At 61.7% G+C, this 25,163-nt stretch carries 20 protein-coding genes; 4 read left to right on the top strand and 16 right to left on the bottom strand.

Going from position 1 to position 25,163, the window contains the following annotated elements:
- Position 1: 1 nt before the first annotated feature.
- Positions 2 to 2,521: a CS1-pili formation C-terminal domain-containing protein gene (locus tag AOA61_RS04280; RefSeq protein ID WP_099601199.1), complete on the bottom strand. Its 2,520-nt coding sequence runs from the start codon at positions 2,519 to 2,521 to the stop codon at positions 2 to 4.
- 119 nt (positions 2,522 to 2,640) lie between these two features.
- Complete coding sequence (locus tag AOA61_RS04275; RefSeq protein WP_099601198.1) at positions 2,641 to 3,141, bottom strand: CS1 type fimbrial major subunit; 501 nt, start codon at positions 3,139 to 3,141, stop codon at positions 2,641 to 2,643.
- 494 nt (positions 3,142 to 3,635) lie between these two features.
- Between AOA61_RS04275 and AOA61_RS04270 the strand changes: the two genes are divergently transcribed.
- Positions 3,636 to 4,175: a PadR family transcriptional regulator gene (locus tag AOA61_RS04270; protein WP_032891863.1), complete on the top strand. Its 540-nt coding sequence runs from the start codon at positions 3,636 to 3,638 to the stop codon at positions 4,173 to 4,175.
- Positions 4,172 to 4,939: a siderophore-interacting protein gene (locus tag AOA61_RS04265; protein WP_032891864.1), complete on the top strand. Its 768-nt coding sequence runs from the start codon at positions 4,172 to 4,174 to the stop codon at positions 4,937 to 4,939. The genes AOA61_RS04270 and AOA61_RS04265 overlap by 4 nt, the downstream gene beginning before the upstream one ends.
- 1 nt (position 4,940) lies before the next feature.
- Here the strand turns inward: AOA61_RS04265 and AOA61_RS04260 are convergent, their stop codons facing one another.
- Together AOA61_RS04260 and AOA61_RS04255 are read right to left on the bottom strand one after the other, a co-directional pair.
- A complete protein-coding gene (locus tag AOA61_RS04260; RefSeq protein WP_032891866.1) occupies positions 4,941 to 5,564 on the bottom strand; it encodes a Pr6Pr family membrane protein in 624 nt (207 codons plus the stop codon).
- A 4-nt stretch (positions 5,565 to 5,568) separates the two neighbouring features.
- Positions 5,569 to 5,802 (bottom strand): VF530 family DNA-binding protein, encoded by a 234-nt coding sequence (locus AOA61_RS04255; protein WP_016977534.1) that lies wholly within the window; start codon positions 5,800 to 5,802, stop codon positions 5,569 to 5,571.
- Positions 5,803 to 5,952: 150 nt separating this feature from the next.
- Here AOA61_RS04255 and AOA61_RS04250 point away from each other — a divergent pair, with 150 nt between their 5' ends.
- Both AOA61_RS04250 and AOA61_RS04245 read left to right on the top strand, forming a co-directional pair.
- On the top strand, positions 5,953 to 7,971 hold the full coding sequence (locus AOA61_RS04250; protein WP_099601197.1) for a TonB-dependent receptor: 2,019 nt from the start codon (positions 5,953 to 5,955) through the stop codon (positions 7,969 to 7,971).
- Positions 7,972 to 8,416: 445 nt separating this feature from the next.
- On the top strand, positions 8,417 to 10,828 hold the full coding sequence (locus AOA61_RS04245; RefSeq protein WP_032891870.1) for a glucose/quinate/shikimate family membrane-bound PQQ-dependent dehydrogenase: 2,412 nt from the start codon (positions 8,417 to 8,419) through the stop codon (positions 10,826 to 10,828).
- A 185-nt stretch (positions 10,829 to 11,013) separates the two neighbouring features.
- Here the strand turns inward: AOA61_RS04245 and AOA61_RS04240 are convergent, their stop codons facing one another.
- The 12 genes from AOA61_RS04240 to AOA61_RS04175 form a co-directional block, all read right to left on the bottom strand.
- Positions 11,014 to 11,433, bottom strand: coding sequence for a group 1 truncated hemoglobin (locus AOA61_RS04240; protein ID WP_032891871.1), 420 nt, complete (start codon positions 11,431 to 11,433; stop codon positions 11,014 to 11,016).
- Positions 11,433 to 12,290 carry a DUF3034 family protein gene (locus tag AOA61_RS04235; protein WP_099601196.1) on the bottom strand — a complete coding sequence of 286 codons (858 nt, stop codon included), beginning with the start codon at positions 12,288 to 12,290 and terminating at the stop codon, positions 11,433 to 11,435. Before AOA61_RS04235 ends, AOA61_RS04240 begins: the two co-directional genes overlap by 1 nt.
- Positions 12,291 to 12,299: 9 nt before the next feature.
- The gene (locus tag AOA61_RS04230; protein ID WP_032891872.1) at positions 12,300 to 14,648 is read right to left on the bottom strand and encodes an EAL domain-containing protein; all 2,349 of its coding nucleotides are present in this window, start codon (positions 14,646 to 14,648) and stop codon (positions 12,300 to 12,302) included.
- Positions 14,632 to 15,264 carry a methylamine utilization protein gene (locus tag AOA61_RS04225; protein ID WP_163033162.1) on the bottom strand — a complete coding sequence of 211 codons (633 nt, stop codon included), beginning with the start codon at positions 15,262 to 15,264 and terminating at the stop codon, positions 14,632 to 14,634. Before AOA61_RS04225 ends, AOA61_RS04230 begins: the two co-directional genes overlap by 17 nt.
- A gap of 236 nt (positions 15,265 to 15,500) precedes the next feature.
- Entirely contained in the window at positions 15,501 to 17,837 is a 2,337-nt protein-coding gene (locus AOA61_RS04220) for a bifunctional diguanylate cyclase/phosphodiesterase (RefSeq protein WP_099601195.1), read from the bottom strand.
- Between the two features lie 918 nt (positions 17,838 to 18,755).
- Entirely contained in the window at positions 18,756 to 19,931 is a 1,176-nt protein-coding gene (locus tag AOA61_RS04205; protein ID WP_099601193.1) for a PotD/PotF family extracellular solute-binding protein, read from the bottom strand.
- Complete coding sequence (locus AOA61_RS04200; protein WP_032886474.1) at positions 19,928 to 20,902, bottom strand: GTP-binding protein; 975 nt, start codon at positions 20,900 to 20,902, stop codon at positions 19,928 to 19,930. Before AOA61_RS04200 ends, AOA61_RS04205 begins: the two co-directional genes overlap by 4 nt.
- Positions 20,899 to 21,198, bottom strand: a complete 300-nt coding sequence (locus AOA61_RS04195) for a hypothetical protein (protein ID WP_032886473.1) — start codon at positions 21,196 to 21,198, stop codon at positions 20,899 to 20,901. The genes AOA61_RS04200 and AOA61_RS04195 overlap by 4 nt, the downstream gene beginning before the upstream one ends.
- Positions 21,199 to 21,211: 13 nt before the next feature.
- Complete coding sequence (locus AOA61_RS04190) at positions 21,212 to 21,961, bottom strand: SDR family NAD(P)-dependent oxidoreductase (protein WP_099601192.1); 750 nt, start codon at positions 21,959 to 21,961, stop codon at positions 21,212 to 21,214.
- Between the two features lie 168 nt (positions 21,962 to 22,129).
- Complete coding sequence (locus AOA61_RS04185; protein ID WP_032886470.1) at positions 22,130 to 22,891, bottom strand: SDR family NAD(P)-dependent oxidoreductase; 762 nt, start codon at positions 22,889 to 22,891, stop codon at positions 22,130 to 22,132.
- Between the two features lie 10 nt (positions 22,892 to 22,901).
- Complete coding sequence (locus AOA61_RS04180; RefSeq protein WP_032886468.1) at positions 22,902 to 24,242, bottom strand: MFS transporter; 1,341 nt, start codon at positions 24,240 to 24,242, stop codon at positions 22,902 to 22,904.
- Between the two features lie 39 nt (positions 24,243 to 24,281).
- Complete coding sequence (locus AOA61_RS04175) at positions 24,282 to 25,160, bottom strand: polysaccharide deacetylase (RefSeq protein WP_003210406.1); 879 nt, start codon at positions 25,158 to 25,160, stop codon at positions 24,282 to 24,284.
- Positions 25,161 to 25,163 lie beyond the last annotated feature (3 nt).

Here is a 25,163-nt window from a genome sequence, read left to right as displayed (position 1 = left end):
CTCAACCTGCGGTCTGGGTGCTGGATATGTGTTCGGCGAGGGTGTCCGGCGTGCAGCGCAGGTCACCGATCATCAACACGTCCTGTTCATTGGCGGAGGTGGCCGGGTCCAGGCGGAACTGGCACAGCAATTGGTTGCGGTAGCGCACTTCGAGGGTTGGCGAGCTGGCGCTCATTTCCATGGAGAAGAACCCGTCGGCCTCGCTGACCCCACGGCTGGCGTGGTTGATCACGTGATGCCCCCTGAGCGGCTGGCCCTGGGCATCGAGCAGGCGCCCGAGTACCGACACGGTTTTCATGACGGTAATTTTCCGGTAGTCCACCCCGCCCTTGTTCAGGTGGTAGGTAGTTCGCGCCGGCTGGATATTGGCCGCCGGTGGATGGTTGCCGTCGAAGTCGAAGTTCACCGTGCTGCTCTTGTAGGCCGCCACCGGTACGAAGTTGCGCCCAGGACGCAGGATGGCGCCGCCGCCGCTGAAGTCGTCGGCACGCAGGGTGATCTCATCCAGATCGGTTTCGACGTCGACGATCATGCCCGCGCCATTGCTCTGGTACTGGCTGGTCATCAGCATCTGGTCGCCACCGGCAACGAAGGTGCTGTGCAGGTTCAGGCCGCCGCTGAGGTCGCCGTTGAACGAGCTGCGTTGGATGAAGCCGTCGCCGCTGACCACATCACTGTCGAAACTGGCCATGCCCGAGAACCCGACGCCATAGGTGTCGGTGATGGCGGTGGCCGAGACGCTTTGCAGCAGGTGGTCGGTGAGGTCCTGGCGAACGGTGACCGACGCATTGTTATCGCGACCGCCGTCCCGCGCGGTGCGGGTGCCGATGCTGCCGGAAATCTGCCGGCCATCTCCGCCCAGGGCCAGGCTCACAGAGAGGTCCACGCCGCGGTTGCGCTTGTCGTTGGTGCCGGACGTGCCCGGTCGGTCGAACACCGAGAAACGCCAGTTGGCGTCGCTGCCCCACAAGGTGTCGCGGCGGCTCCAGCCCAGGTCGAGCCCTGCGCCTTCGGCATTGCCCTCGCTGTGGGACAGGCGCAGGTTCCAGGAATTGCGCGCGTCGACCCGGTGGTTCACCGAGAGTGCCGAGTTACTGGTCTGGCCAACAAAGGTGTTGCGCCGCAGGCGGGTGCCGTCGGGCAGGGTCTCGAAGGTGTCGCGGGTGTCGAGCCAACTGCGGTTATGGCTGAGCACCAGGTTGGTGGCGCCAAACGTGTAGAGGCCCTGAACGTCCAGGCCGGTGCCGTGTTCGCGGGTCTGGTAGAGGTTGGTGTAGAGGCTGGTGTTGTTAGCCACCGTCCAGTCCACCGAACCGCCGTATTGCAGTTGCTCACGCACTTCCCGCGCCGACAGGCCGAGAATCACCCGGGGATGCACCAGGTAATTGACCGAGGCACCCGCGGTGATCGAGCCGGAAGACTGTTCATCCCAGTTGCTGAACAGCTTGGTTTCGCGCCCGGCAAACACGTTGTAGCGCCAGCGGTCATCGACGTTGCGCCAGTTGCTGGGTTTGTACACCAGCTCTTGGGAGGTGCTGACGGTGAGGCCGTCTTCCACCAGGCGCACTTCGACTTCGTAGATGCCGCCGGGCAACGGCCGCGTATCCAGGGTCTGCAAACCGGCCGCGACCGCCTGGGTGTTGATCAGCAGACCGTTGCGGTAAATCTCCACGGCGGCCTGGCGATTGGCGGTGACGTAGATCGGGTAAACGCTGGCCTTGGCATTGTTGATCGCCAGGCTGTCGGAGCTGCCGTACATGACGCCTAACGCGGTATCCGGGCTGGCGCCAAAGCTGCGCAACTGCCGGGTCAGGCCGTCGGAATTGGGGGTGAAATGGCCCAGGCGCAAAAACTGGCCTTCCAGTTCTCGCTGGGTATACAGCTCATGGATTGCATGGCGCAGTTGTTCTTCGTCGCCACTCTGGCGCGCCAGCTGCAAGTTGAACACCTGGGTCCAATTGCCCAGGCTGGCACTGGCCTGCAAACCATAACGTCCGCCCAGGTTTTCTTCCTGGCCGCCGTTGAGGTTGAGCTGGTTGTTGATGATCAAGCCACGGCTACCGCCTTCGGGCTGCGCGTGAAAACGCGGTGCGTCGCTGGTGTGTTCGACGTTCTGGGTGATGATCGACAGCAGCGAGCTTTCCAGGTTGTAGTGCACTGACACCAGTTGCTGCGGGCACGCCTGGGTGCATGCGCCAAGGCCGACGCCGTTCTCCAGCAAGGCTTGCCAGGTGTCGCGGGTGGTGGCGGGGACTTTGCTGTCGCCGGTATCGGTGAACTCCAGCAGCGTCACCCGTTCGTCCTGGGACAGCACAATCAAGGCTTCCCCCAGGGGTTGCTGATCCAGTTCGACCTGTACCGCCAGCGGTACGTCGAAAAAATGGTCGCCGAACCCGGCAGGCAAACCCTGAGCCTGGGTCAACAAACTGCCAGGCGTGACGGTGCCTGACGTGGGCGCGGCCAAGGCACTCGTACAAATCACTAGCGCAAGCGCAACCGCGATGGGCGTCATCGGGAACATGAAAGGAACTCTCTGAGGGCCAGGAGACTTGATAAAAAACAGGCCGACCAATGGGGGAAAATCGGCCGGCCCGAACGCAAATGCCCGCGGGCAAGAAAGCCCGGCGGGCACCTACACCATCAAGGTGCTGGCGTTGGCGGCACCGCATCGAACACCAGCGCCACAGCGGAGGTGTAGGCACCACGCTGGGTGGCCGTAGGCTTAGCTGCCACGATGCGCAGTTCAGCCCCCACGCCCGGGGTGGAGTCGGCTTCGTTCACCACTTCTTTTGGCGTGCCGGTCAGTTCAACGCCGTGCAGGGTGGTGGTCAGCGGGATGTTCTGCGCGACGTTGCCGTTGAACAGAACAGCCGGGCCGCCTTCGATGTAGGCGTGGACCGAACCACTGGTGTTCTTCAGGTCGTAGATAGCGCTCAACGGCGCCAGCTCACCGCTGACGATGTTGTAGGTCAGGGTTTCGTCGCGGCCGAAGTTCGGATCACGTGGCTGCGCGTGGAACACCGTGGTAGGGATATTCGCCTTGATGTTGACGGTGTGGTTGGCTTCGCCGGCAGCGAAGGCCGTCGAGGCGTTCAATGCCAGAAAGGCCAATGGAGCAGCAATTGCAAACTTCTTTAACATGATGAGTTCCTGTTTTGAGGACAAGTTAGTGCCCCATTGAAAGTTGAACAGTGAATTCAACACACAATGAGGTCCGCTGCAGCGAGACGTAAGTGAGTGCAACGCGAGAGGAATGATCCACTAACTTTAAAAACAGGTATGCAGGCTGCTTCCCATGCCTTCGTAGCCAATGTATACGGGCAAATACAGAAAAATATGGCACTTTGCCAAAACTTTAATTTCCTCCGTAAGACATGGACTACATGAGTTATTCAACAACGTTCGTTGTGAATATTCCGTAGGAAAAACACCACACATAAAAAACAGAAGTTATAAAAGCCTCTTTGAAAGTACGAGTTCCAACTCTAATCTTAGTTGGATCGCCGCACCACTAATAAGTCAATCCAAATGCTTGCAATGTGCGATAGGCCACACTGACCGTTGGTCGTCTGTGGCTATGCACCCAATAAGATATATCTTACGTTATGTCTTATCCACACAAGGAGAGCATGACAATGAGAGACCATCATTCCCACCGTGAACCCGGTGACGGCTTCGAGAAACGTCCAGGCCGCGAACGTGCCGGCCGCGGCCCACGGGTATTCGCCCCGGGTGATTTGAAATTGCTGCTGCCGGCATTGATTGCCGAACAGCCCTGCCACGGCTACGACCTGATCCGCAAGATCGAAGCCCTGTTCGACGGCGCCTACAGCCCAAGCCCCGGGGTGATCTACCCCACATTGACCTTCCTCGAAGAGAGCGAATTGATCAGCGGTGACGCCGACGCTGGAAAAAAACGCTACACAATCACCGACGCCGGTCGTCTCTTCTTAAGCGAACAGGCGGTGGCCCTCGACGGCATTCGCCAGCGCATGGAGGTGAGCAAGCGCTCGCTGCGCGGCCAGGATCGCCCGCCGGAAATCCACGAGGCGGTGCACAACCTGCGTCACGCCTTGCATTCGCACCACGGGCATTGGAGCCCGGAAGAAATCGTTCGTGTCGCGGCGCTGCTCAACGGCACCGCCCAAGCCATTGCCGACGGGAAAGCCCAATGAATACACAAGCCATCCACCGCGTGACCCACGAAATCAAACGCCGCCGCCTCGACGTACTGCGCGTGGTCGACATCACCCCGCGCATGCGCCGCATCACCCTGGGCGGGCCGGAATTGGCGGGCTTTGTCAGCCTGGGCAGCGACGATCACATCAAGCTGCTGTTCCCGCAGAATGCCGCCGAGCAAGCGGCGCTGGAAAGCCCGACGTTCAGCATCAAGGGAGATGGCCCGCAGCCGGCAATGCGCGACTACACGCCACGGCGTTTTGACCTGGACATTGGCGAATTGGACATCGACTTCGTGCTGCACGGAGACGGCCCCGCCTCCACCTGGGCCGAGCAGGCCAAGGTGGGTCAGCACCTGTACATCGGCGGGCCACGGGGCTCGATGATCGTGCCGGATATGTTCGACAGCTACCTGCTGATCGGCGACGAAACCGCGCTGCCGGCCATCGGTCGTCGCCTGGAAGAACTGCCGGCCGGGCGAAAGGTGCTGGCGGTGATCGAGATCGCGAATACCGCAGAGAAACAGGTCCTGCACAGTCAGGCCGATGTCGAGGTGATCTGGGTCATTCGCGGCCAGGATGATCTGCTTGAAACCGTGCAGAACCTGACGTTGCCGAGCGGCTCGCTGTACAGCTTCGTCGCGACCGAAACCAAAGTGTCGCGCCAGGTACGCCGGGTGCTGCTGGATACGCACAAGGTCGATGAAACGTTCCTAAAGGCCGTCGGCTACTGGCGCGCCGAGGGCAGTGAAGAAGCGTGAATCAAGGTCGGGGCTTGATAACTTTATCCAGCCCCACCACCGCCAACGCGATCAGCACAAACCCCGCCAAAATCCCTCCGGCATTCACGAACACTTGTGGATAACCAAGGGTGGCCACGTCGATGAACGGGTACTGATACTGCCCGAGCAAATCCCCGCGCAGCAGCGCATAAGCGAAGTACACCAGCGGGTAAATCATCCACGCGCCGATGTGCTTGAGGCGAAGGCTGCCCTTGGGCACGCACCGCCACCAGTAAATCAAAAACAGCACCGGCATCACGTCATGCAGCAGTTCATCGGCGATCAACTGAAAGCCTTCGGGCTGCCATAAATGCCGCAGCAACAGGCTGTAGGCCAAGCCCACTACCAAGATGCTCACCGTGATACCGCTGCTGATCGCCGGCCTGAGAAAAAACCGCTTCGCCGCCGAGTCCCGTTGGACCAAGGCATAGCTCAACACCACCACCGCCAGGGTGTTGGTGAGCACAGTGAAGAAACTGAAAAAGTTGATCAGCCCGCCCAGCAAGCTTGCGCCGCTGGACCAGCGCGAATAGAAAATCAGGTATTGCTGAATCGCCAACCCCACCCAACCGGCCAGTGCTGTCGCCGCTATAAACCGCTTCATGGATTCAATCCAGCGGACGTTTGGTGCGCATCAGCTTTACGTACAACCCTTCTACTTTTTCCCGCGCCCACGGAGTCTTGCGCAGGAACGTCAGGCTCGACTTGATACTCGGGTCGCTCTTGAAACACCGCACATCAATGCGCTCGGCCAGGCCTTCCCATTCGTAGTGCTCCACCAAGGTGGTGAGGACGTGCTGCAGGGTTACACCGTGAAGGGGGTCGTTGCTTGTCGCGGTCATGCCAGGCCTATGAAAAAAGTAATCACGAAGGCGCACACCTTATCACCCCCTCCGCTCAGGGATAAAAAGTTCCCGTGGCTCGCGAAAAAGAGATGTTATATTGTAACTATAACTTTCAAATCTTTTCGTCGTTTTGCCAAGGAATGTCCGATGTCCCTCTCTTCTCTGTGGCGCTTGACCCCGCTTGCCGCCGCCCTGCTGATCAGCTCCGAAGCCCACGCCCTGGAGTTGCAACCCCAAGTCATCACCGGCAACCCGCTGGGCAGCGAGCAACTCGCTTCACCGACCACCGTGCTGGAAGGCGATGACCTGACCCTGCAACAAAAAGGCAGCCTTGGCGAAACGCTGAACAAGCAGCCGGGTGTGTCGTCTTCGTACTTTGGTCCAGGCGCCAGCCGGCCAATCATCCGTGGCCAGGACGGCGATCGTATTCGTATCTTGCGCAACGGCGTGGGCGCGCTGGACGCGTCGTCGCTGTCTTATGACCATGCGGTGCCGCTGGACCCGGTCAACGTCGAACGCATCGAGATCGTGCGCGGCCCCGCTGCATTGCTGTACGGCGGCAGCGCCATCGGTGGCGTGGTCAACACCTTCGACAACCGCATCCCCACCGAAGCCATCGAAGGCATCCACGGCGCCGGTGAACTGCGTTACGGCGGCGCCGACACTACACGCAGCAGCGCGGGCAAACTCGAAGCCGGCAACGGCACGTTCGCCCTGCACCTGGACGCCAACGCACGGGAGTTCAACGACCTGAAAATCCCCGGCCAGGCCCGCAGCCGCCATGCACCGGAAAGCGAAGACGGCCCCGGCAAAAACGGTCGCCTGGGCAACAGCGACGGACGTCAGGACGGTGGCGCGGTGGGCGGTTCCTACACGTGGGACGACGGTTACGCCGGGCTGTCCTACAGCAGCTACGACGCCAACTACGGCTCGCCGGCCGAACAGAACGTGCGCATCCGCATGAAGCAGGATCACTACGCCTTTGCATCCGAGATCCGCAACCTGCAAGGCCCATTTACCTCGGTGAAACTCGACGCGGGCTACACCGACTACGAGCACCGCGAAATCGAAGGCGGCGAAACCGGTACGATCTTCAAGAACAAAGGCTATGAAGCCCGCGTCGAAGCGCGTCACCAGCCCATCGGCCCGTTCGATGGCGTGGTCGGCGCCCAAGTGACCCGCAACGAGTTCTCGGCCCTGGGCGAAGAAGCCTTCGTACCGCAGACCGACACCAACGCCGGCGCGCTGTTTATCCTCGAAGAAATGCAGGCCACCGAGCGCCTCGCACTCAGCCTTGGCGGACGCCTGGAGCACACCAGCGTCGAGCCGGATGCCAAGGGCAACGCGCGCTTTGCCGGCGCCGACAAAACCAACGATTTCACCGCCGGCAGCGTGTCCTCGGGTGCGGTGTATACGCTGACGCCGATCTGGTCCCTGGCGGCGACTCTGGGCTACACAGAACGTGCGCCGACCTTCTACGAGCTGTACGCCAATGGCGCCCACGTCGCCACCGGCACCTACGAACTGGGCGATGCCAACCTGAAGAAAGAAAAAGCCGTGTCCAGCGACCTGGCCCTGCGCTTTGACAATGGCACGCATAAGGGCAGCTTCGGTGTGTTCTACAGCCGCTTCTCCAACTACATCGGCTTGCTGGGCACGGGTCGTACGCTGAACGACGAAGGTGAAGAAGACGCGAATGGCATTCCTGAGTACGAATATTCCGGCGTGCGTGCACGTTTCGCCGGCTTTGAAGCTCAAGATCACATCAAGCTCGGCGAAGGCGCCTACGGCAAATTCGCCTTGGAGCTGTCGGGCGACTATACCCGCGCCACCAACCTCGACACCGGCGACGCCTTGCCGCGCATTGCGCCGCTGCGTTTGAACAGCGGATTACTGTGGGAACTCGACCGCTGGCAGGCACGCATCGACGTGGAACACGCGGCAGGCCAGGGCCGTGTGCCGGATAACGAAAGCGGCACCGACGGTTACACCACATTGGGCGCGAGCGCGGGGTATCACTTCAATGTCGGTGGCAGCCAGTGGTTAGCGTTTGTGAACGGTGAAAACCTGACCAACCAGACTGTGCGTTATGCCAGCTCGATCCTGCGGGACATCGCACCGGCACCCGGTCGCAGTGTGCAGTTCGGCATCCGCACCACCTTCTGACGCACACCGCTAACCCCTTGTGAGAGGGGGCTTGCTCCCGATGGCAATCGGTCAGAGAACCCAACGGTGTCTGATCCACCGCCATCGGGAGCAAGCCCCCTCTCACACTTATTGTGCAGCGACGTTCTGTCACTGTTACCAAATCGGAAATGATGCATCTTGCGATTTGCGCTTTCTCTCGACGCGTCCGCGCTTTATCCTTGTCGGCAATAACCTGAAACGTTTCACTCCCCGGTCGACCCCATCTTGCTGAATATTCCCACACACCAAGACAGCGCTGTCTTACACGGACCTGCGCCTGGGTATAAATCGCGCGCCTGTGGATAACCCTCGCAATCCTCAGAAAAACCGAATTAACGCTGAACCAAGCCTGTGCCGAATCGTCATCTACAGTGAGTGAAGCACGGGGTTACACAATTATTCCAACGTCACGGAGAAACACACTATGAGCACTGATGGTGCTTCAAGCCCAAGCCGCCTGCTGCCCAGGTTGCTAGGCGTCTTGCTGCTGATCATGGGCCTGGCCCTGCTGGCCGGCGGTATTAAGCTGACGATGCTCGGCGGGTCGCTGTATTACCTGCTGGCCGGTATCGGCATCGCCCTCACCGGCGTCCTGCTGCTGGCTACCCGCCGCGCAGCGCTTGGCCTGTACGCGCTGGTGCTGTTCGCCAGTACCGTGTGGGCATTGTGGGAAGTCGGCCTGGACTGGTGGCAGTTGGTGCCACGTCTGGCACTGCTGTTCGCCCTCGGCATCGTCATGCTGCTCCCGTGGTTTCGCCGTCCGTTGCTGCGTGGCCAACCTGCCCCGCTGGGCACTGGCGCGCTGAGCGTGGCCGTGGTGTTGGCCGGCGCTGCCGCCCTTGCCAGCCAATTCACCAACCCCGGTGAGATCAAAGGCCAACTGGACCGCGACGCGGTGCCGGGCATGGCCAATGCTGCGCCGTCCCAGGCTGATGGCGATTGGAATTCCTACGGTCGTTCGGCCTTTGGTGATCGTTACTCGCCACTGGCGCAGATCACCCCGGAAAACGCCCACAAGCTGGTTCCGGCGTGGACGTACCGCACCGGCGACATCCCTGGCCCGAACGATCCAGGCGAGACCACCGCGGAAAACACCCCGCTGAAAGTCAACGGCATGCTGTACGTGTGCACGCCGCACAGCCAAGTGATTGCCCTGGACCCGGACACCGGCAAGGAAATCTGGCGCTTCGATCCGAAGATCAGCAGCCAAGGCGCTGAGAACTTCAAAGGTTGGGCGCACATGACCTGCCGTGGCGTGTCGTATCACGATGACGCCGTCTACGCTTCCGAGCAGAGCCCAACCGGCAGCGCCAGCCCGGCCGCTGCGCCGAATGCCTGCCCGAAACGCATCTTCGTGCCGACCGCCGACACCCGCCTGATCGCCCTGAACGCCGACACCGGCAAGATGTGCGAAGACTTCGGCGACAAAGGCCAGGTCGACCTGCGTGCCAACATCGGCAGCTTCGCCCCAGGTGGTTACTACTCCACTTCGCCACCGGCCGTGACCAAGAACCTGGTCGTGATCGGCGGTCACGTCACCGACAACGTTTCGGTCGACGAGCCAAGCGGCGTAATCCGCGCGTTCGACGTGCACACCGGCAAGCTGGTGTGGAACTGGGACAGCGGCAACCCGGACGACACCACCCCGTTGGCCGAGGGTAAGACTTACACCCGTAACTCGCCGAACATGTGGTCCATGTTCGCCGTGGATGAAAAACTCGGCATGCTTTACCTGCCGATGGGCAACCAGATGCCCGACCAATACGGCGGCGACCGTACCGACGATTCCGAAAAATACGCCGCTGGCCTGACCGCCCTGGACATCGACAGCGGCCATGTGAAGTGGACCTTCCAGTTCACTCACCATGACCTGTGGGACATGGACGTAGGCGGCCAGCCGTCGCTGATCGACATCAAGACCGAAGCCGGCGTGAAGCAGGCCGTCATGGCGTCGACCAAGCAAGGCAGCATCTACGTGCTGGATCGCGCAACCGGTCAGCCGGTCGTGCCGATCCATGAAGTGGCTGTTCCGCAGGGCGCAGTGGCGGGCGACCGTACCTCCCCTACCCAACCGAAGTCCGAACTGAACTTCATGCCGCCGCCGCTCAAAGAGCGCGACATGTGGGGCGTGACGCCGTTCGACCAACTGCTGTGCCGCATCGATTTCAAATCCATGCGCTACGACGGTCCGTTCACCCCGCCATCGCTGCAAGGCTCGATCGTTTACCCAGGTAACTTCGGCGTGTTCGACTGGGGTGGCATTTCTGTCGATCCAGTGCGCCAGATCGCCTTCGTGAACCCAAGCTACATGGCGTTCAAGTCCAAGCTGATCCCAGCTGCCGACATCGCCAAGCAAGGTCCACGCGTCAGCGAAACCGAAGGCGTGCAGCCGAACAAAGGCGCGCCGTACGGCGTGATCCTGGAAGCGATGCTGTCGCCAATGGGCCTGCCGTGCCAGGCACCGGCGTGGGGTTATGTGGCAGCGGTCGACCTGACCACCCACAAAACCATCTGGATGCACAAGAACGGCACCGTGCGCGACAGCTCGCCGGTTCCGATCCCACTGAGCATGGGCGTACCTAGCCTGGGCGGCACCTTCACCACCGCCGGTGGCGTGTCCTTCCTCAGCGGTACCCTCGACCAGTACCTGCGTGCGTATGACGTGAAAAACGGCAAGCAACTGTGGGAAGGCCGCCTGCCAGCGGGTGCGCAAACCACACCGATGACCTACACCGGCAAGGACGGCAAGCAGTACGTGCTGGTCGTGGCGGGTGGTCATGGTTCCCTGGGTACCAAACAGGGTGACTACGTAATGGCGTTCAAACTGCCGGATTAAGCGTTACCGGCGGCAAAACAAAGGCGGCTACCCTCACAGGTAGCCGCCTTTTTCATAAACAACACAGATCAAAATGTGGGAGGGGGCTTGCCCCCGATGGCAGTGGGTCAGCCAATGCTCATGTCACTAGCGCACTGCTATCGGGAGCAATCCCCCTCCCACGCTTGCCGCCGGCGCTCATGAAACTAGTGCTCGATCACTTCACCGCGCATCACCGCCAACCGTGCAATCAACCGATTCTGCACCGGCACCGAGATCCCTTCGCTGTCCATCGCCTTGATCAAATCCTCCACCAACGCATTGAAGTCACTGCGGCTCACATTCTGGCCCTTGTGACTCTCGGCCATGCTGTCACCGGTGTAGGTGCACGGCCCGCCTGCTTCAACACAGAACTGTTCGATCAACTTGTTGCGCAGGCGCTGGATATCGACGCGCCGAAAGCGTTCGACGATGCGCTGATCCCGGGCAATGTTGAGCAGCATGCCTTCGACAATCCGCGTGATGCCGGGCATGGCGCCAAGGTCGCGGTACAGGCTGTCGTCCTTGGGCGGTTGCTGGGCGCAGGCGCTGAGCAGCAGTACCAGCGCAATCGGTAAAAGGCGCATTAGAAACTCCCCTGTACGGACAGGTAGGTGCCGTTCTGGTTATCCAACGTAGCGATTTCGCCGAGGCGCGCGTAGGCCAGCACAAACGACACATGCTTGTTGGGAAAGTAGCCGACAAACACGTCCGCCCAGTCGCTTTCGCCAGCGAACGACAAGTTATCGGGCTTCTCGCGGTACTCCACGCCCACCGCCCAGCGCGGGTTGAACAGCAGGGCCACCGACCCTTCCTTGAGCAGGCTGCGACGGTCGCGGCGGTCGCCGCCGAAGCCAAGCAGGCCGGTTTCATTGGCGCGGCTGTAACGCAGGTTACCGTTGACCAGCACGTTGTAGCCAAACGCCGCGCCCATGAACAAACGGCTGGCGGCGAGGTAGCCCTCCACGTCGCTGTCACGCTTGGCGCCGACCAGGCGGGGGATGTCGAAGTTGGTCTGGTGTTTGTATTCCAGGCCCAGCGAAACCTGCGGCAAGCGGTCGTAAATCACGTCACCGAACAGGCGGACCTTCACACCGAGCACATCCTGGCCAAGGTTGTCTTCCGGCAGATTCAGCTTGTGCACCAGGCTGCCGAGGTCAAAGCGCTGGCGGGCGAAAGAGACTTCGACGCGGTTGTCATAGGCCAACGCCAGCCCCGCCACATCCAGCCGATAGTCCGGCAGGTTGACGCTGGTGGCGAACGCCGTGGCGCCCCACTCGTGCTGTTCGCCATAGCCGGCCAGCACCGCCCACGGCGTGATGCCGCCGCCCGCCGTGCCCTCGATGCTGCTGGCACCGCCAGTGGCGATCAGGCGGCCGTTGTCGGCCAGGGTGGTTTGCACAGTCAGGGCGGCCAGGCAGCCGATCAGTAGAGAAAGACGCACGTCAGCCACTCAATGAACCAGGGAAGTTTGCGCACTGAGTGGCAATGCCACCCAGGCTTCGAAAGCGTCGGCGCTCAAAGGCCGACTGATCAGATAACCCTGGGCCGTGTCGCACTGCCAGCGCTCCAGCAGGCGCAGGCTATGGGCATATTCAACGCCCTCGGCAACCACTTTGAGGCCCAGGTTGTGGCTCATTTCGATGGTGGAACGCACGATCACCGCGTCCTCACTGGTTTCATCGAGGTTGCGCACAAAGGATTGGTCGATCTTCAACTCTTGCACCGGTAGACGCTTGAGGTGCGCGAGGGACGAATAGCCGGTGCCGAAGTCATCCACCGACAGACTGATGCCGCAATCACGCAGCAGGTGCAGGACTTTGAGGGCTTTTTCCGGCTCGCGCATTACTGCGCTTTCGGTGATTTCGAACACCAGTTGCTCAGCCGGCAAACCGTAGCGACGCAGCAACGCCGAGACGCGGTGGGCCAGTTCATCGCCGAGCAAATCGTCCGCCGAGATGTTCAACGACAACTGCAGGTACAGGCCACGGCGGTTCCACTCACACAACTGACGAATGCCCTCTTCGATCACCCAGTGGGTCAGCAACTGAATACTGCCGGAGCGCTCGGCCAAGGGAATGAACTCCGCCGGCGAGACCATGCCGAACTGCGGATGCTGCCAGCGTAGCAAGGCTTCGGCCTGACGTACGTGGCCCTCGCGAATGTCCAGCTTGGGCTGGTAATGCAGCAGCAATTGGCCTTGGTTGGGCGCGTGGCGAAGGTCGCGGATCAGCGTGATCTGGCGGCGGTGCGCGAGGTCACGGCCATGTTCATAGACCTGCAGGCGACCGGGCATTTGCGCGGCGTCTTTCATGGCGATGGCCGCGCGTTCAAGCAAGGTGTGCGGACTTTCGCCATCGGCTGGGAATGCGGCGATGCCCAAACGGCAGTCCAGCGCCAGGTCATGGCCGTTGATGCGCTGGGGCCGCAGCAACAGTTGTTGGAGTTTGTCGGCCATGCCCACCGCCTCGTCGCTGCCTGCGCCTTCGAGCAATAGCAGGAACTCGTCGGCGATCAGATGCGCCAGGGTATCGCCGGGGCGCAGCACGGCTTCCAGGCGACGGCTGACGGCAAGCAGCAATTGGTCCACCGCATCCGTCCCGGCGGTTTCGCTGGCGACGCGCAAGTTGTCGATGCCCAGGTAGATCAACGCGACCGGCCGATTCAACGCAATGGCGCTGCCCAGACGCTCCATGGCCAGTGCCCGGTTCGGCAGGCCGGTGAGGCGATCATGCAAAGCATTGTGGGCAAGCTGCTGTTCGCGCTCGGCGATGCCGCTTTGCATGGAATTGACCGCATGGGCCAGTAACCCCAGTTCGTCACTGCGGGCCAGGGTCACGGGCGTTTGATAGTCGCCCTGGCCAATGCGCTCGGCCGCCAGGGCCAGCGCCTGCACTGGGCGCGACACGGTGCGCGCCAGCAGCAAGGCACCGATCAACGAAGCCAGCAACGCGACCAGTGCGATGGCGAGGATCTTCTCATCCAACGGCACAAAGGCTTGCATCGCCGCATCGAGCGGGCTTTGCAGCAACGCCAGGACTTTGCCGTTTTCATCGCTGGCCAATACCAACGACTGATTGAGGAAACGCTGCTCCAGGTGATCGGTGGTGGACACGCCACGGCGCGTGGAATCGCCCTGCATCAATGCAAGGATGCTCCTGCGCAGCTCTTGGGGTTGGGTGGTGACTAACTCGCCAGGCTGGTCTTTTTCAATCGCCAGGAACGACACTTCCAGGTTGCTCAACGAGCGCAACTCATCGGCGAACGCACCGTCCATGCTGAAGCCCATCACCACCCGCGCAATCGGCAGCGGCGCCAGCACCGAGGCTTCCACCAACAGGTGCGGTTTGCCTTGCAGCGGCACAATCAACATGACCTGGCGATTGCGCCGGGCCTCGCGCAGCGACTGGTCATACTTGAAGGTCGAGCCTTCGGGCACTTCGCTGAGGGTACTGGCCAGGACTTTGCCGTCCATGCCGAGCAGGATCATGTCACTGGCGTTGATGCGCTTGCCGTGGTTGAGCAGCACCGAGCGCATCGTCGCCGAATCGCCACTGGCCACCGCATCACGAAAACCGAAGTCGGCCGCCAACAGTTGCACGCCGTCAGCGAGGCGCCGCCCGCGTACGTCCAGCAAGCGCTCGAAAACCCGCGCGCCCACATCCAACTGGGCCAGCGCCTGGCTGCGCACCGCTGAATTGGTGGCAGCCTTGACGCTGAAATACAGTGCGCCGATCACCACCAGCAACAGCAGGATCAGGACGCTGGCGACCCGCGCCTGGAAACTACTGCGCAGTTTCACGGGCGGCTCGATTGAAGGCATCGCCAAAGGCACTTGGCGTCGGCGGAAGATCCTCGGACGCCGGCTCCAGGGCCAGCACCACGTTGTGTCTCAGGCCAGCGGCAGGCACATGCAGGGTGCCGCCGTCCAAGGGCTGCATATCCGCCAACTGCGGGTGCCAAAGGGTGGCGTGGTAATCACCGGGCGCCAGCTGCTCCAGGTGCACTTGGCCCTGGGCATCGCTGACAGCGAAGAGCGGGTCATCGGTGACGTAGATGTAACCGAGCATCCAATCATGGATATTGCAGCCCAGCACCACCACGCCGGGTTTGTCGAACAGCAACGGCTCGGCGGGAGTGCCTTCGTACAGGCGTAGTTCGAAACGTTTGGCGGCGCTGAACGAATATACCTGATGCCGGATGTTGTCGCTGTTGGGGAAGCGCACCTGAGTGCCGGTGTGTACCGCCAGCACATGGGGCGCAAAGCGCTGGCCGCGTTGGTCCATATTCGCCTTGAGCACGGCCGACGATGCGCCGGGCGGGCCTTGCAGGGTCACGACCGCATCCGCCACCGGGCTGCCATCGGCCCGCTTGAACACCAGGTCCAGCGTGGCCGCCGACGCAGAGCCGGCCAACATCAGCATCAGCGTCAGGGAGAGCAAGGGAGGAGTTCGGGCCATGGTCGATCCGCAAAAAATGGAAAATGAGCGGCCAGCCCTGGCACAGTGGGTTACGGTCATGATGCCGCAAACAAGGCACAATGCCATCATGCAATAGCGCTGGATACTTGACCGTTGGTCGGTAAATAACTGTGCAAACGGTCAAGCCTTGTAGAGCGTATCGGCCTGGGGCCTAAAAACTATAGACGCGGGCTTCAGACCGGCGCGCGCTCGCGGCGCATCCACATCTCGAACGCCATGGCATTGAGCGGCCGACTGATGAGGTAGCCCTGGGCCGTATCGCAGTTCCACTGTTTGAGGAGTTTGAGACTGGGCTCGAACTCCACGCCTTCGGCCACTACCTTGAGCCCCAGGTTGTGGCTCATTTCGATGGTGGAGCGCACGATCACGCCGTCGCCCGTGGCGCTGTCGAGGTTGCGCACAAACGACTGGTCAATCTTCAATTCCTGTACTGGTAAGCGCTGCAATTGCGCCAGCGACGAATAGCCCGTGCCGAAGTCATCCACCGACAGGCTGATGCCACACCCGCGCAATTGCTCCAGCACGCTGAGGGCCTGCTTCGGGTTGTGCATGATCGCGCTTTCGGTGATCTCGAAAATCAGTTGCTGGGCCTGCACGTCGTAGTGTTCCAGCAAGGTGGTCACACGAATCGCCAGGTCATCATCGGCCAGGTCGTCCACCGAAATATTCACCGACAACTGGATATGCAATCCGCGCTGCGCCCACTCGCCGATCTGACGAATAGCCTCTTCGATCACCCACTGGGTCAGGCCACCCATGCTGCCAGTGCGTTCAGCCAGGGGAATGAACTCGGCGGGCGATACCAGCCCCAGCGTCGGATGCTGCCAGCGCAGTAAGGCCTCGGCCTGGCGAACATGGCCATGCAGGAGGTCGAGCTTGGGCTGATAACACAGGTGCAACTCACCTTCGACGACCGCACGGCGCAGGTCGCGGATCAGGCTGATCTGGCGCTGGTGCGCAAGATCGCGGTCCTGCTGGTAGATCTGTAGATAACCGGGCAGCGTCGTTGCATCGTGACGCGCGATGGCCGCACGGCTGATCAACTCTTCCACATACTGGCCGTCGGCGGGGTACGCGGCGATGCCGATACTCACCTCGTGGCGCACTTCGTCATTGCCGATGCGCTGGGGTTCGGTAAGCAGCGCGTAGAGGCGGTCGGCGCGGGCTACGGCGCGGTCAACCTCGGTATTTTCCAGCAACAACAGGAATTCGCTGCTGGTGATGCGCGCGGCGGTATCGCTGGCCAATAGGCTCATGGACAGACACCGGCTGGCCTCGCGCATCATCTCTTCGACGCCCTCGGGACCGAAGCCCTCGTTGATGACCCGGTAGTTTTCGATGCCCAGGTACAGCAACACCACTGGCCGACGCGCACTGATCGCGCTGCCCAGGCGCTCCATCGCCAGCGCGCGATTGGGCAACCCGGTGAGAGCGTCATGCAGGGCGTTATGGGCCAGTTGCCGTTCGCGCACGGCGATGCGGCTTTGCATGGCATTGAACGCACGGGCCAACAGGCCGAATTCATCGTGGCTGCGCACCCGCACCGGCGTGCGGTAATCCCCCGCGCCAATGCGCCCGGCCGCCTCCACCAACGCATTGAGCGGGCGCGACACCCGCCGCGCCAGGAACAACGCACCGGCCAACGAGACCACCAGCACGGCCAGGGCGATCCCGAGGAACTGCCGGTCCAGCGGCGCAAAAGATTCCAGCGCGTGGTCCAGCGGGCTTTGCAGCAATACGCGCACCTCGTTGCCGTCACCGGTGTTGGCCAGCGGCAACACTTGGCTGAGCACACGCTCACCGTAAAACGGACGGATCTGTGCCTCTGGGTTCAAAGGCGCATCGTGGAGCAGGCTGAGGGTGCCGGCCTGATAATCGACAGGCTGGGTACTGAACAACGGACCGGGCCTGCCGTCCTGCACGCTGAGAAACGACACCTCCAGGTTGCTCATGGAACGCAGTTCGTTGGCGAACAGTTGGTCCATGGCAAAGCCCATGACGACGCGGGCGATAGGCAGGGGGTCGAGGACTTCATCCTGCACCAGCAAGTAAGGCCGCCCGTCCAAGGCGACAATCACCATTTGCAGGCCGTCGCGCCGCGCATGGCGCAAGGCAGTGTCATAGGGAAAAAGCTGCCCGCGCGTGAGGATGGGCAACGTGCTGACCACGACCTTGCCATCCAGCCCCAGCACAAACACCTCGCTGGAACGGACGCCGGAGCCATGCCGACGCAGTGCAGCCAGAATCGATACCGTGTTGCCTTCGGCCACGGCTTGCTTGAACGGGCCGTCGACGGTGAGCCAATCGAGGCCGTATTGCAGGCGACGCCCGCGCAGGTCCAGCAGACGCTCGAACACCTGGGTTCCGGTTTTCAACTGGACTTGCGCCTGGTTCTCCACCGCGCGGGTGGTGGCGGCCTTGACGGCAAAATAGGTGGCGGCGACGACCACCAGCAGCAGCAGTGCCAGCACCCCGGCGATGCGAGTTTGGAACGTATGGCGCCACGTCATGGCGGTGCCCTCTGGCAGTGTTCGCCTCTCTCTGCCACTACGTCCTTTTGTCATGTGCATTCCTTGCGACAGCTGACCTGGCGTCAAAAAAATATCCATTTTCGTTGGATATTGGGTGTGAGGAGATTAGCTGGGAGTTGGGGGGTGTGCATTCAATAAACGTGGGGATTTAGGTGGCGGTTTATTGGCGACAGAGGGTTGGCTTGGGGGGCATATCCGTTATTTGGGTAACGGCGGGTATTGGTTCCGCCCTTACGGCGGGTCACTTTGGAAAAGCCCCAAAGTAACCAAAGGGCTCTTGCCCCAACACTCGGCACCTCGCCTAGGCTCGGTGTGCCCGCACTCCGGCTTGAATCCGTGGGCCGCCGCAATGGGCCATCCATGGCCCAGTGCGGCTAACCCGGCGTCCTGCCGGGTTACCCACGGATTCAAGCCTGCGTTCGGCCAGCGTGTTTGACGGGGCGCCTAAGATCACGATCAAAAGCGCAGATCAAAAGACCGCTGACTTCGTCAGCGAAAAGGATGTAAGAGCAAAGGCAAAAGCAAAAGCAGATCTAAAGCAGATCTAAAGCAGATCTAAAGCAGATCTAAAGCAGATCTAAAGCAGGCTGGGACTTATCTGATATGTGGAGATCAAAATGTGGGAGGGGGCTTGCTCCCGATGAGGGTGTGTCAGTTGATGCAGCTGTGACTGACCCACTGCCATCGGGAGCAAGCCCCCTCCCACATTTGGAATGAGTTCGGCTTAAGAACCCGGTCGGCTCTAAGGCCGCCGCGCTGTTGCTTTTGATCTGGAATCGCCCCGTCAACCACGCTGGGCCAGCATTCCGGCCTTTCCAAAAGTGACCCGCTGTAAGAGCGGAACCAAAGGCGGTCGTTACCGCAGCAACGGATATGCCCCCCAACCCACGCACTCAATCAAACACCACGCGCCCGCATGAAATCCCCCCACCTGCGCACCAGGTAGTTGTGCTCATCCATCACCGAGTTCCACACCGCAATATGCCCCATCCGTTGCTCATACGAACCACCATCACGCATTTCGCCAATATCAATCAGCGGTAGCCCGTCACTCCCCAACAATTCCTCCCGCGCAGGCTTGCCGGCGTACCAGTAATCCCACTCGGCGCTGCTCAGGTGATCGCGGCTGCGCGCCGGGTTGCCGATGTAGTAACCCTGGCGGGCCATGACCGCGCCGGGCCAGCCGGACAACCACCAATTGAGGTAGGCATAGGCCGCATCCAGCACCGGGCCTTGGGCATGGCGCGACAGTGACAAACCGCCAAACCAGGCGCGATAGCCTTCGCGGGGCACGGCCAGGCGGTATTTCACTCCGGCGCGGTGCAGGCGCATCAGGGTCGGCGACCACAGGCTCTGGATATCGATGCTGGGGCTGAGCATCAGTTGCGCAGCCTCTTCATCGTCGGACCAAAACGCAGCGAAATGCCCTTCTTTCTGTTTGCGCACCAGAATGTCAGCAAGCACGTCGATCTCTTCGATGCTCATGTTGCCGATGTCGTTAAAGCGGGCCAGCCCCGCGCCCTGGACCGCCAGTGCGGCGTCCAGGGCGCCGATGGCGGCGTCACTTTGCAGCGCTGTGCGCGCGCGCCAGGCCGGGTCCAGCAGCCAGCCCCAGCTTTCGTTGCCGTGGCAAAAACCTTCGGGCAGGCGCTCGGGGCGGTAGGCGAAACTGTCGGCGTTGTGGGTCAGGGGCAGCATGCTGATGCGGTCGGTGACGGTGCTGCCGAGGCTGCCGTCGTGCTGCACAAATAAACGCTCACTGGGCACGCTGCCGCTGCCCAGGCGGTCGCTGGGCGACAATCGCCCGCGTTTGGGCAGGTCGTTGATCTCATGCCACAGCGCGATGCGCCGTGTGTCGATGGGCTGGATCGCCCGGGCCGGCCACACGAAGTCGACGTTATGAAACCACTGGTCGTACAGGTCGTAGCTGTCGGGCTGCATCACCGCAATGCGTTGGGCCTGTTCAACGTCGTGCACCTGGTACACCAGGCGAATGCCCAGCTCCTGTTCGGCACGTACGCGCAGGGTTTCGAGCAAGGTCACGGAGGTGCCGAGGACGCGTAAAGTGATCATCCGGCGAACCGCCGCGAGAACACATCAAAAGAACGCCGCAACAGCGCAGGGTCAAGACCACGCAGGATAAACACCAGGCGCGATTGCCGGTCTGTGCCCGGCCACGCAGGCAGATGGACCGGGGCATGCAGGCAGTGCTGCACGCCATGAATGACGATGGGGGCGTTGCTGGCGTTCACGTTGAGCAGTCCTTTGACGCGAAGGATTCGTTCGCCGTGGCATCTTAACAGCATCGACAACCACACCCCGAAGCCGACCCAGTCCAGCGGCTGGTCGAAGGTCAGGCTGCACACTTGCGCTGCACCGTGGGTGGCGGTGGTGGTTTGATGCAGTTGCCAACGGCTGACTTCCATCGCCGGCTCGGCGCTGCGCAAGCCTTCGCCCAGCAGCAATTGATCGCCGCTGTGAATGTCATGGGTATTGAGGATCGGCGTGCCGGTATTGAGTGCCCGCAGATGCGCGCGCAGGGGCTCGCACTCGCCCGCCAAGTCCGTCTTGCTCAGCAGCAAACGGTCCGCAGCCGCCACCTGGGCCAGCCATTCCGGGTGCAGGCGCTCTTGCAGGGCGGCGTGGCTGGCATCGACCAGCGTGATCACCAGACCGATATGAAAACGTCCACGCAATTGCACATCGTTGTTCAGGGTGGCGAGGATCGGTGCTGGGTCGGCCAGGCCGGTGGTTTCCAGGATCACGCGTTTGAACGCTGGTATTTCGCCACGCTCGCGGCGCTGCAACAGGCCGAGCAACGCGTCCTTGAGTTCGCCACGGATCGAGCAGCAGATGCAGCCGCTGGGCAACAGCACGGTGTCTGGCGCGACTTCTTCCACCAACAGATGATCAATGCCGACGTCGCCGAATTCGTTGATCAGCAACGCAGTATCGCCGAGGCTTTCGCCTTGCAGCAGGCGTTTGAGCAAGGTGGTCTTGCCGCTGCCGAGGAAGCCGGTAATGACATTCAGCGCGATGCTCATGGGGTTGACTCCAAGTGATCCAACAGCCGTGGATCGAGAGGATCCAGCGGGCGGCCGAGCATGGTTTCGGCCGCCTGCCAGAGTTGATCCAGGCCGCTCGCCAGTTCCTGTTTACCGGTGGCGCCCAACAGCAGATAGGAGGCGCCCTGGAAATCTTCGACCTTGAGTCGGAACACCGCCAACACCTGGTTGATCGCAGCGATACGGCGCAGGCGCTCGCGGCGCCGGGGCAATTCGTCGCCCAGAGGATCACTCCAGTGCAGGTCTTCGCCGAGCAATCCGCAGAGTCCGCACATGGCTACACCTCACTCATGGCATGACATCGCCGGAGTTCGGGCCCAGGGTCTGGCCGACGAACAGATTGCCGCCCGGCTCGCTGGCGAGCAGCACGGCGGTAGGCGCGACTTCGTCCGCCAGGCCAAAGCGGCCCAAGGGCAGTTCGGCGGCCTTGGCGCGTTTCCAGTCGTCGCTGATGCCACCGACCAAAGGGGTTTCGATCGGGCCAGGGGCGATGGCGTTGACCAGCACGTTGTCCTTGGCCACTTCCAGCGCCAGGGACTTGGTAAAACCAATCACACCCGCTTTGGCCGCCGCGTAGTGAGTCAGTTCGGCGCCGCCCTTGATGCCCAGTTGCGAGGCCACATTAATGATCCGCCCCCAGCGCTGCGCGACCATGTGGGGCAAAGCGCGCTGGCTGGCGACGAACACGCTGGTGAGGTCGACGCGCAGCATGTCGTTCCACATCTCGATGGACAGGTCGACGCACCGCGCCTGGGTAAGCATGCCAGCGTTGTTGACCAGAATATCGATGCCGCCGAAGTGCTCGACGCAGCGGTCAACACTGGCTTGGGCGCCTTCGACGGTGCCCACATCGGCCACGCACTCGACCACTTCGGCGCCGAGGTTGCGGCAGGTGATTGCGGTTTCAGCGAGGCTGGCGGCGTGGCGGTCGGCCAATAGCAGACGCACGCCTTCAACGGCGTAGGCGCGGGCGATGGCGGCACCGATGCCGCTGCCGGCACCGGTGATCACGGCCCGGCGGTTGGTCAGTTGGTTCATGCAAAAACTCCTGAAAAATTCCACTTCCAATGTGGGAGGGGCGGTGCGACGATTCGACTTGCCCCCGATGGCAGTGGGTCAGTCACAGATGGGCTAACTGAACCACCGCCATCGGGGGCAAGTCGAATCGTCGCACCGCCCCTCCCACATTTGGATCAAGTACATCAGTCAGTCAGGCCAGCGCACGGTCAGGCCGCCGTCGATGACGATGCTTTGCCCGGTTAAATAACTCGACGCATCACTGGTCAAGAACTGCACCAGCGACGCCACTTCATCCGCGCGCCCTACCCGCCCCAGCGGAATCGCCCGCGCGGCTTTCGCCAAACCTTCCGGGCCCAGCGAGTTCTTCGCATCCAGGGACTGCGGCGTCTCGATCAAGCCTGGGATCACCGCATTGCAGCGAATTCCCAAACCGGCCAATTCCACCGCCAGCGACCGGCACAAGCCCGGCACACCGGCCTTGGCGGCGGCATAGTGCGAGTGCTCCTGCCAGCCATACACGCCGCCGGCAATCGAGGAAATCGCCACCAGCGCGCCGCCTTCCTTCATGTGCCGCGTCGCCGCACGGAAGGTGCGCATCACCCCCGTCAGGTCGACGTTGAGCATCTCGTCCCAGAGTGCATCGGTCATTTCCAGCAGTGGCGCGCGACGCAGCAAGCCGGCGTTGGCGACCGCGTAATCCAATCGGCCGAAGTGCTGCACGGCCTGTGCGGCCAGCTCGTCGACCGAGGCGGTATCACCGACATCCAGCGGCAACATCAGGCATTCGCCACCGGCCTCTTCCACCAGGGAAACGGTGGTCTGTGGATCATGGGGATCGGCCGGGTAGTACCCGCCCACCACCGCCACGCCGTTGCGCGCATACGCCACGGCGAGGGCTTGGCCGATGCCACTGGCGGCACCGGTAATCAAGGCAACTTTACGACTCATCAATCACTCCTTACTGAACGGTTTCCGGACGCACATGGCGCGCGGCAAACATCAGGACACCGGACAAAAAGCACGGCAAGGCGCCGAACCACAGCGCGGCGGTCTGCCAGTCGCTGCCGGCGGACAACACCTGGGTTGCACCGAAACCGGCGACTACTGCGCCAATCGGCCCCATGGCGTGGATGATCGCGCCACCGGTGGCGCGGATGCTGGTGGGGAAACTTTCGCTGATGAAGAACAAAGCCGCCGAGTACGGCCCGATCAGGAAGAACAGGCCCAGGCTGTAAAGCCCGACCACCATGGCCATGTTGCTTGGGCCAAACAGCATACCGGCGAACGACAGGCCGCCCAGCATCCAGCCCAGGCCGATCACGTTGCGACGGCCGATCTTGTCACCCATCCAGCCGTGGCTGAGGTAACCGCAGTAACCCACCAGGTTCGACAGCACCAGGATGATCAGCGAGTTCTCGAACGAGATGTGGTGCACGCTGACGATCACGGAAGTGCCCAACACGCTGAACACCTGGATCGCCGCCCAGTTGAGCAACAACGCAGCGCCGATCACCAGGGTGGCGCGGCGGGCCGGGCCACGGAACGCAGCTTTCAGGCCGGCCTTGCTGTGTTCGTCGTAATCCACGCCGTAGGTTGCCGCCACGTTCTGTGCTTCTGTCACCGCGCCGTTTTTGCGCAGTTGGCTGATGCGTTCATGGATCTGGAACTGCGGGCTCTCCTTGAGCTTGCGCGCCATGATCGCAATCACCACCGCCGGGATCGCGGCGAAGATAAAGCAGCCTTGCCAGCCGATGATCGGTAGCAACAGTGCAGTCAAGCCAGCGGCGATCAATGCACCGACCGGCCAGCCGCCCTGCACAAGGCTGTAGATGAAACCGCGACGTTTGGTCAGTCGCGGGTCTTCCGAGGCGCCGTACAGCTCACTCAGGTACGTGGCGTTGACGGTTTCCTCGGCATAGCCCAGGCCGCCCAACGAACGGATCAGAATCAGCGGTGACTTACCCCACGCCCCACCAATCGCGGTCAGCGCCGAGCACAGCGCGGAACCGGCCACGGTGAAGATAATGCCCTTGCGACGGCCCAACTTATCGACCACAGGGCCGATGGCAAAGGCGACTACTGCCGTGCCCACCGCCACCCACGTCGCGATTTCAGCTTGCTCCACTTCACCCCAGCCAAAGTGCCGGCCGATCTCCGGCAGCAAGGTGCCGAACAGGATGAAGTCATACACCGCAAACACCCAGGCGAAAAACGCAATCCAGGTCGCAAACCGCACTTCCTTGGAGGTGAGTTGCCGGGGTTTCCAGCCAGTCAGGTCAAGCTTGTTGTAGATGGACATGAGTCGCGCCTCGGAGGTGGGGGGCTTTTTTTCTAAGGGTCAGGTACGGGGTTGGCGGCGGATAAAGTCATCGGCGATTTCGTCGAAGGTGACGAAGCGCACGCCGGCATGGCTCTGGATGTGTTCGATCAGGCGCTCAAGCATCAAGAGCACTTGCGGGCGGCCAGACACGTCGGGGTGGATGGTCATGGTGAACACCGCGTGTTCGTGTTCGCGGTAGACCCAGTCGAACTGGTCGCGCCACATTTCTTCGAGGTGACGCGGGTTGACGAAACCGTGGCTGTTGGGGGCTTTCTTGATGAACATCATCGGCGGCAGGTCGTCCAGGTACCAGTTGGCCGGGATCTCCACCAAGTCGGTTTCTTCGCCGCGCACCAAGGGTTTCATCCAGGTGTCGGGGTGCTGGCTGTAGTCGATCTTGGTCCAGGTGTCGCCCTTGCGGACGTAGTACGGATGGAAGTCGTTGTGCATCAGACTGTGGTCGTACTTGATGCCCTTTTTCAGCAGCAGTTCGTTGGTGACCTTGCTGAATTCCCACCAAGGCGCGACGTAGCCGGTGGGACGTTTGCCAGTCACCTGGGTGATCAACTCGATGGATTTATCGAGGACGATTTCTTCCTGCTCGGCGGTCATCGCAATCGGATTTTCGTGGCTGTAGCCATGCACGCCGATTTCGTGACCGGCGTCGGCCACGGCCTTCATCTGCTCAGGGAAGGTTTCCATCGAGTGGCCAGGGATAAACCAGGTGGTGCGCAGGCCGTAACGTTCAAACAATTTGAGCAGGCGCGGCGCGCCGATTTCACCGGCGAACAGGCCACGGGAAATATCGTCGGGCGAGTCTTCGCCGCCGTAGGAACCGAGCCAGCCGGCGACGGCGTCCACGTCGACGCCAAATGCACAGAGGATGTCTTTAGCCATGGT

The organism is Pseudomonas sp. 2995-1 (genome assembly GCF_002742505.1).
Taxonomy (GTDB): Bacteria; Pseudomonadota; Gammaproteobacteria; order Pseudomonadales; family Pseudomonadaceae; genus Aquipseudomonas; species Aquipseudomonas sivasensis.
This window is presented reverse-complemented; position numbering and strand designations above follow the sequence as displayed.

Excerpts from the sequence above, each read along its gene's own strand:
- AOA61_RS04280 (WP_099601199.1), bottom strand. The coding sequence starts at position 2,521 with ATGTTCCCGATGACGCCCATCGCGGTTGCGCTTGCGCTAGTGATTTGT.
- AOA61_RS04275 (WP_099601198.1), bottom strand. The coding sequence starts at position 3,141 with ATGTTAAAGAAGTTTGCAATTGCTGCTCCATTGGCCTTTCTGGCATTG.
- AOA61_RS04270 (WP_032891863.1), top strand. The coding sequence starts at position 3,636 with ATGAGAGACCATCATTCCCACCGTGAACCCGGTGACGGCTTCGAGAAA.
- AOA61_RS04265 (WP_032891864.1), top strand. The coding sequence starts at position 4,172 with ATGAATACACAAGCCATCCACCGCGTGACCCACGAAATCAAACGCCGC.
- AOA61_RS04260 (WP_032891866.1), bottom strand. The coding sequence starts at position 5,564 with ATGAAGCGGTTTATAGCGGCGACAGCACTGGCCGGTTGGGTGGGGTTG.
- AOA61_RS04255 (WP_016977534.1), bottom strand. The coding sequence starts at position 5,802 with ATGACCGCGACAAGCAACGACCCCCTTCACGGTGTAACCCTGCAGCAC.
- AOA61_RS04250 (WP_099601197.1), top strand. The coding sequence starts at position 5,953 with ATGTCCCTCTCTTCTCTGTGGCGCTTGACCCCGCTTGCCGCCGCCCTG.
- AOA61_RS04245 (WP_032891870.1), top strand. The coding sequence starts at position 8,417 with ATGAGCACTGATGGTGCTTCAAGCCCAAGCCGCCTGCTGCCCAGGTTG.
- AOA61_RS04240 (WP_032891871.1), bottom strand. The coding sequence starts at position 11,433 with ATGCGCCTTTTACCGATTGCGCTGGTACTGCTGCTCAGCGCCTGCGCC.
- AOA61_RS04225 (WP_163033162.1), bottom strand. The coding sequence starts at position 15,264 with ATGTTGGCCGGCTCTGCGTCGGCGGCCACGCTGGACCTGGTGTTCAAG.
- AOA61_RS04220 (WP_099601195.1), bottom strand. The coding sequence starts at position 17,837 with ATGACGTGGCGCCATACGTTCCAAACTCGCATCGCCGGGGTGCTGGCA.
- AOA61_RS04205 (WP_099601193.1), bottom strand. The coding sequence starts at position 19,931 with ATGATCACTTTACGCGTCCTCGGCACCTCCGTGACCTTGCTCGAAACC.
- AOA61_RS04200 (WP_032886474.1), bottom strand. The coding sequence starts at position 20,902 with ATGAGCATCGCGCTGAATGTCATTACCGGCTTCCTCGGCAGCGGCAAG.
- AOA61_RS04195 (WP_032886473.1), bottom strand. The coding sequence starts at position 21,198 with ATGTGCGGACTCTGCGGATTGCTCGGCGAAGACCTGCACTGGAGTGAT.
- AOA61_RS04190 (WP_099601192.1), bottom strand. The coding sequence starts at position 21,961 with ATGAACCAACTGACCAACCGCCGGGCCGTGATCACCGGTGCCGGCAGC.
- AOA61_RS04185 (WP_032886470.1), bottom strand. The coding sequence starts at position 22,891 with ATGAGTCGTAAAGTTGCCTTGATTACCGGTGCCGCCAGTGGCATCGGC.
- AOA61_RS04180 (WP_032886468.1), bottom strand. The coding sequence starts at position 24,242 with ATGTCCATCTACAACAAGCTTGACCTGACTGGCTGGAAACCCCGGCAA.
- AOA61_RS04175 (WP_003210406.1), bottom strand. The coding sequence starts at position 25,160 with ATGGCTAAAGACATCCTCTGTGCATTTGGCGTCGACGTGGACGCCGTC.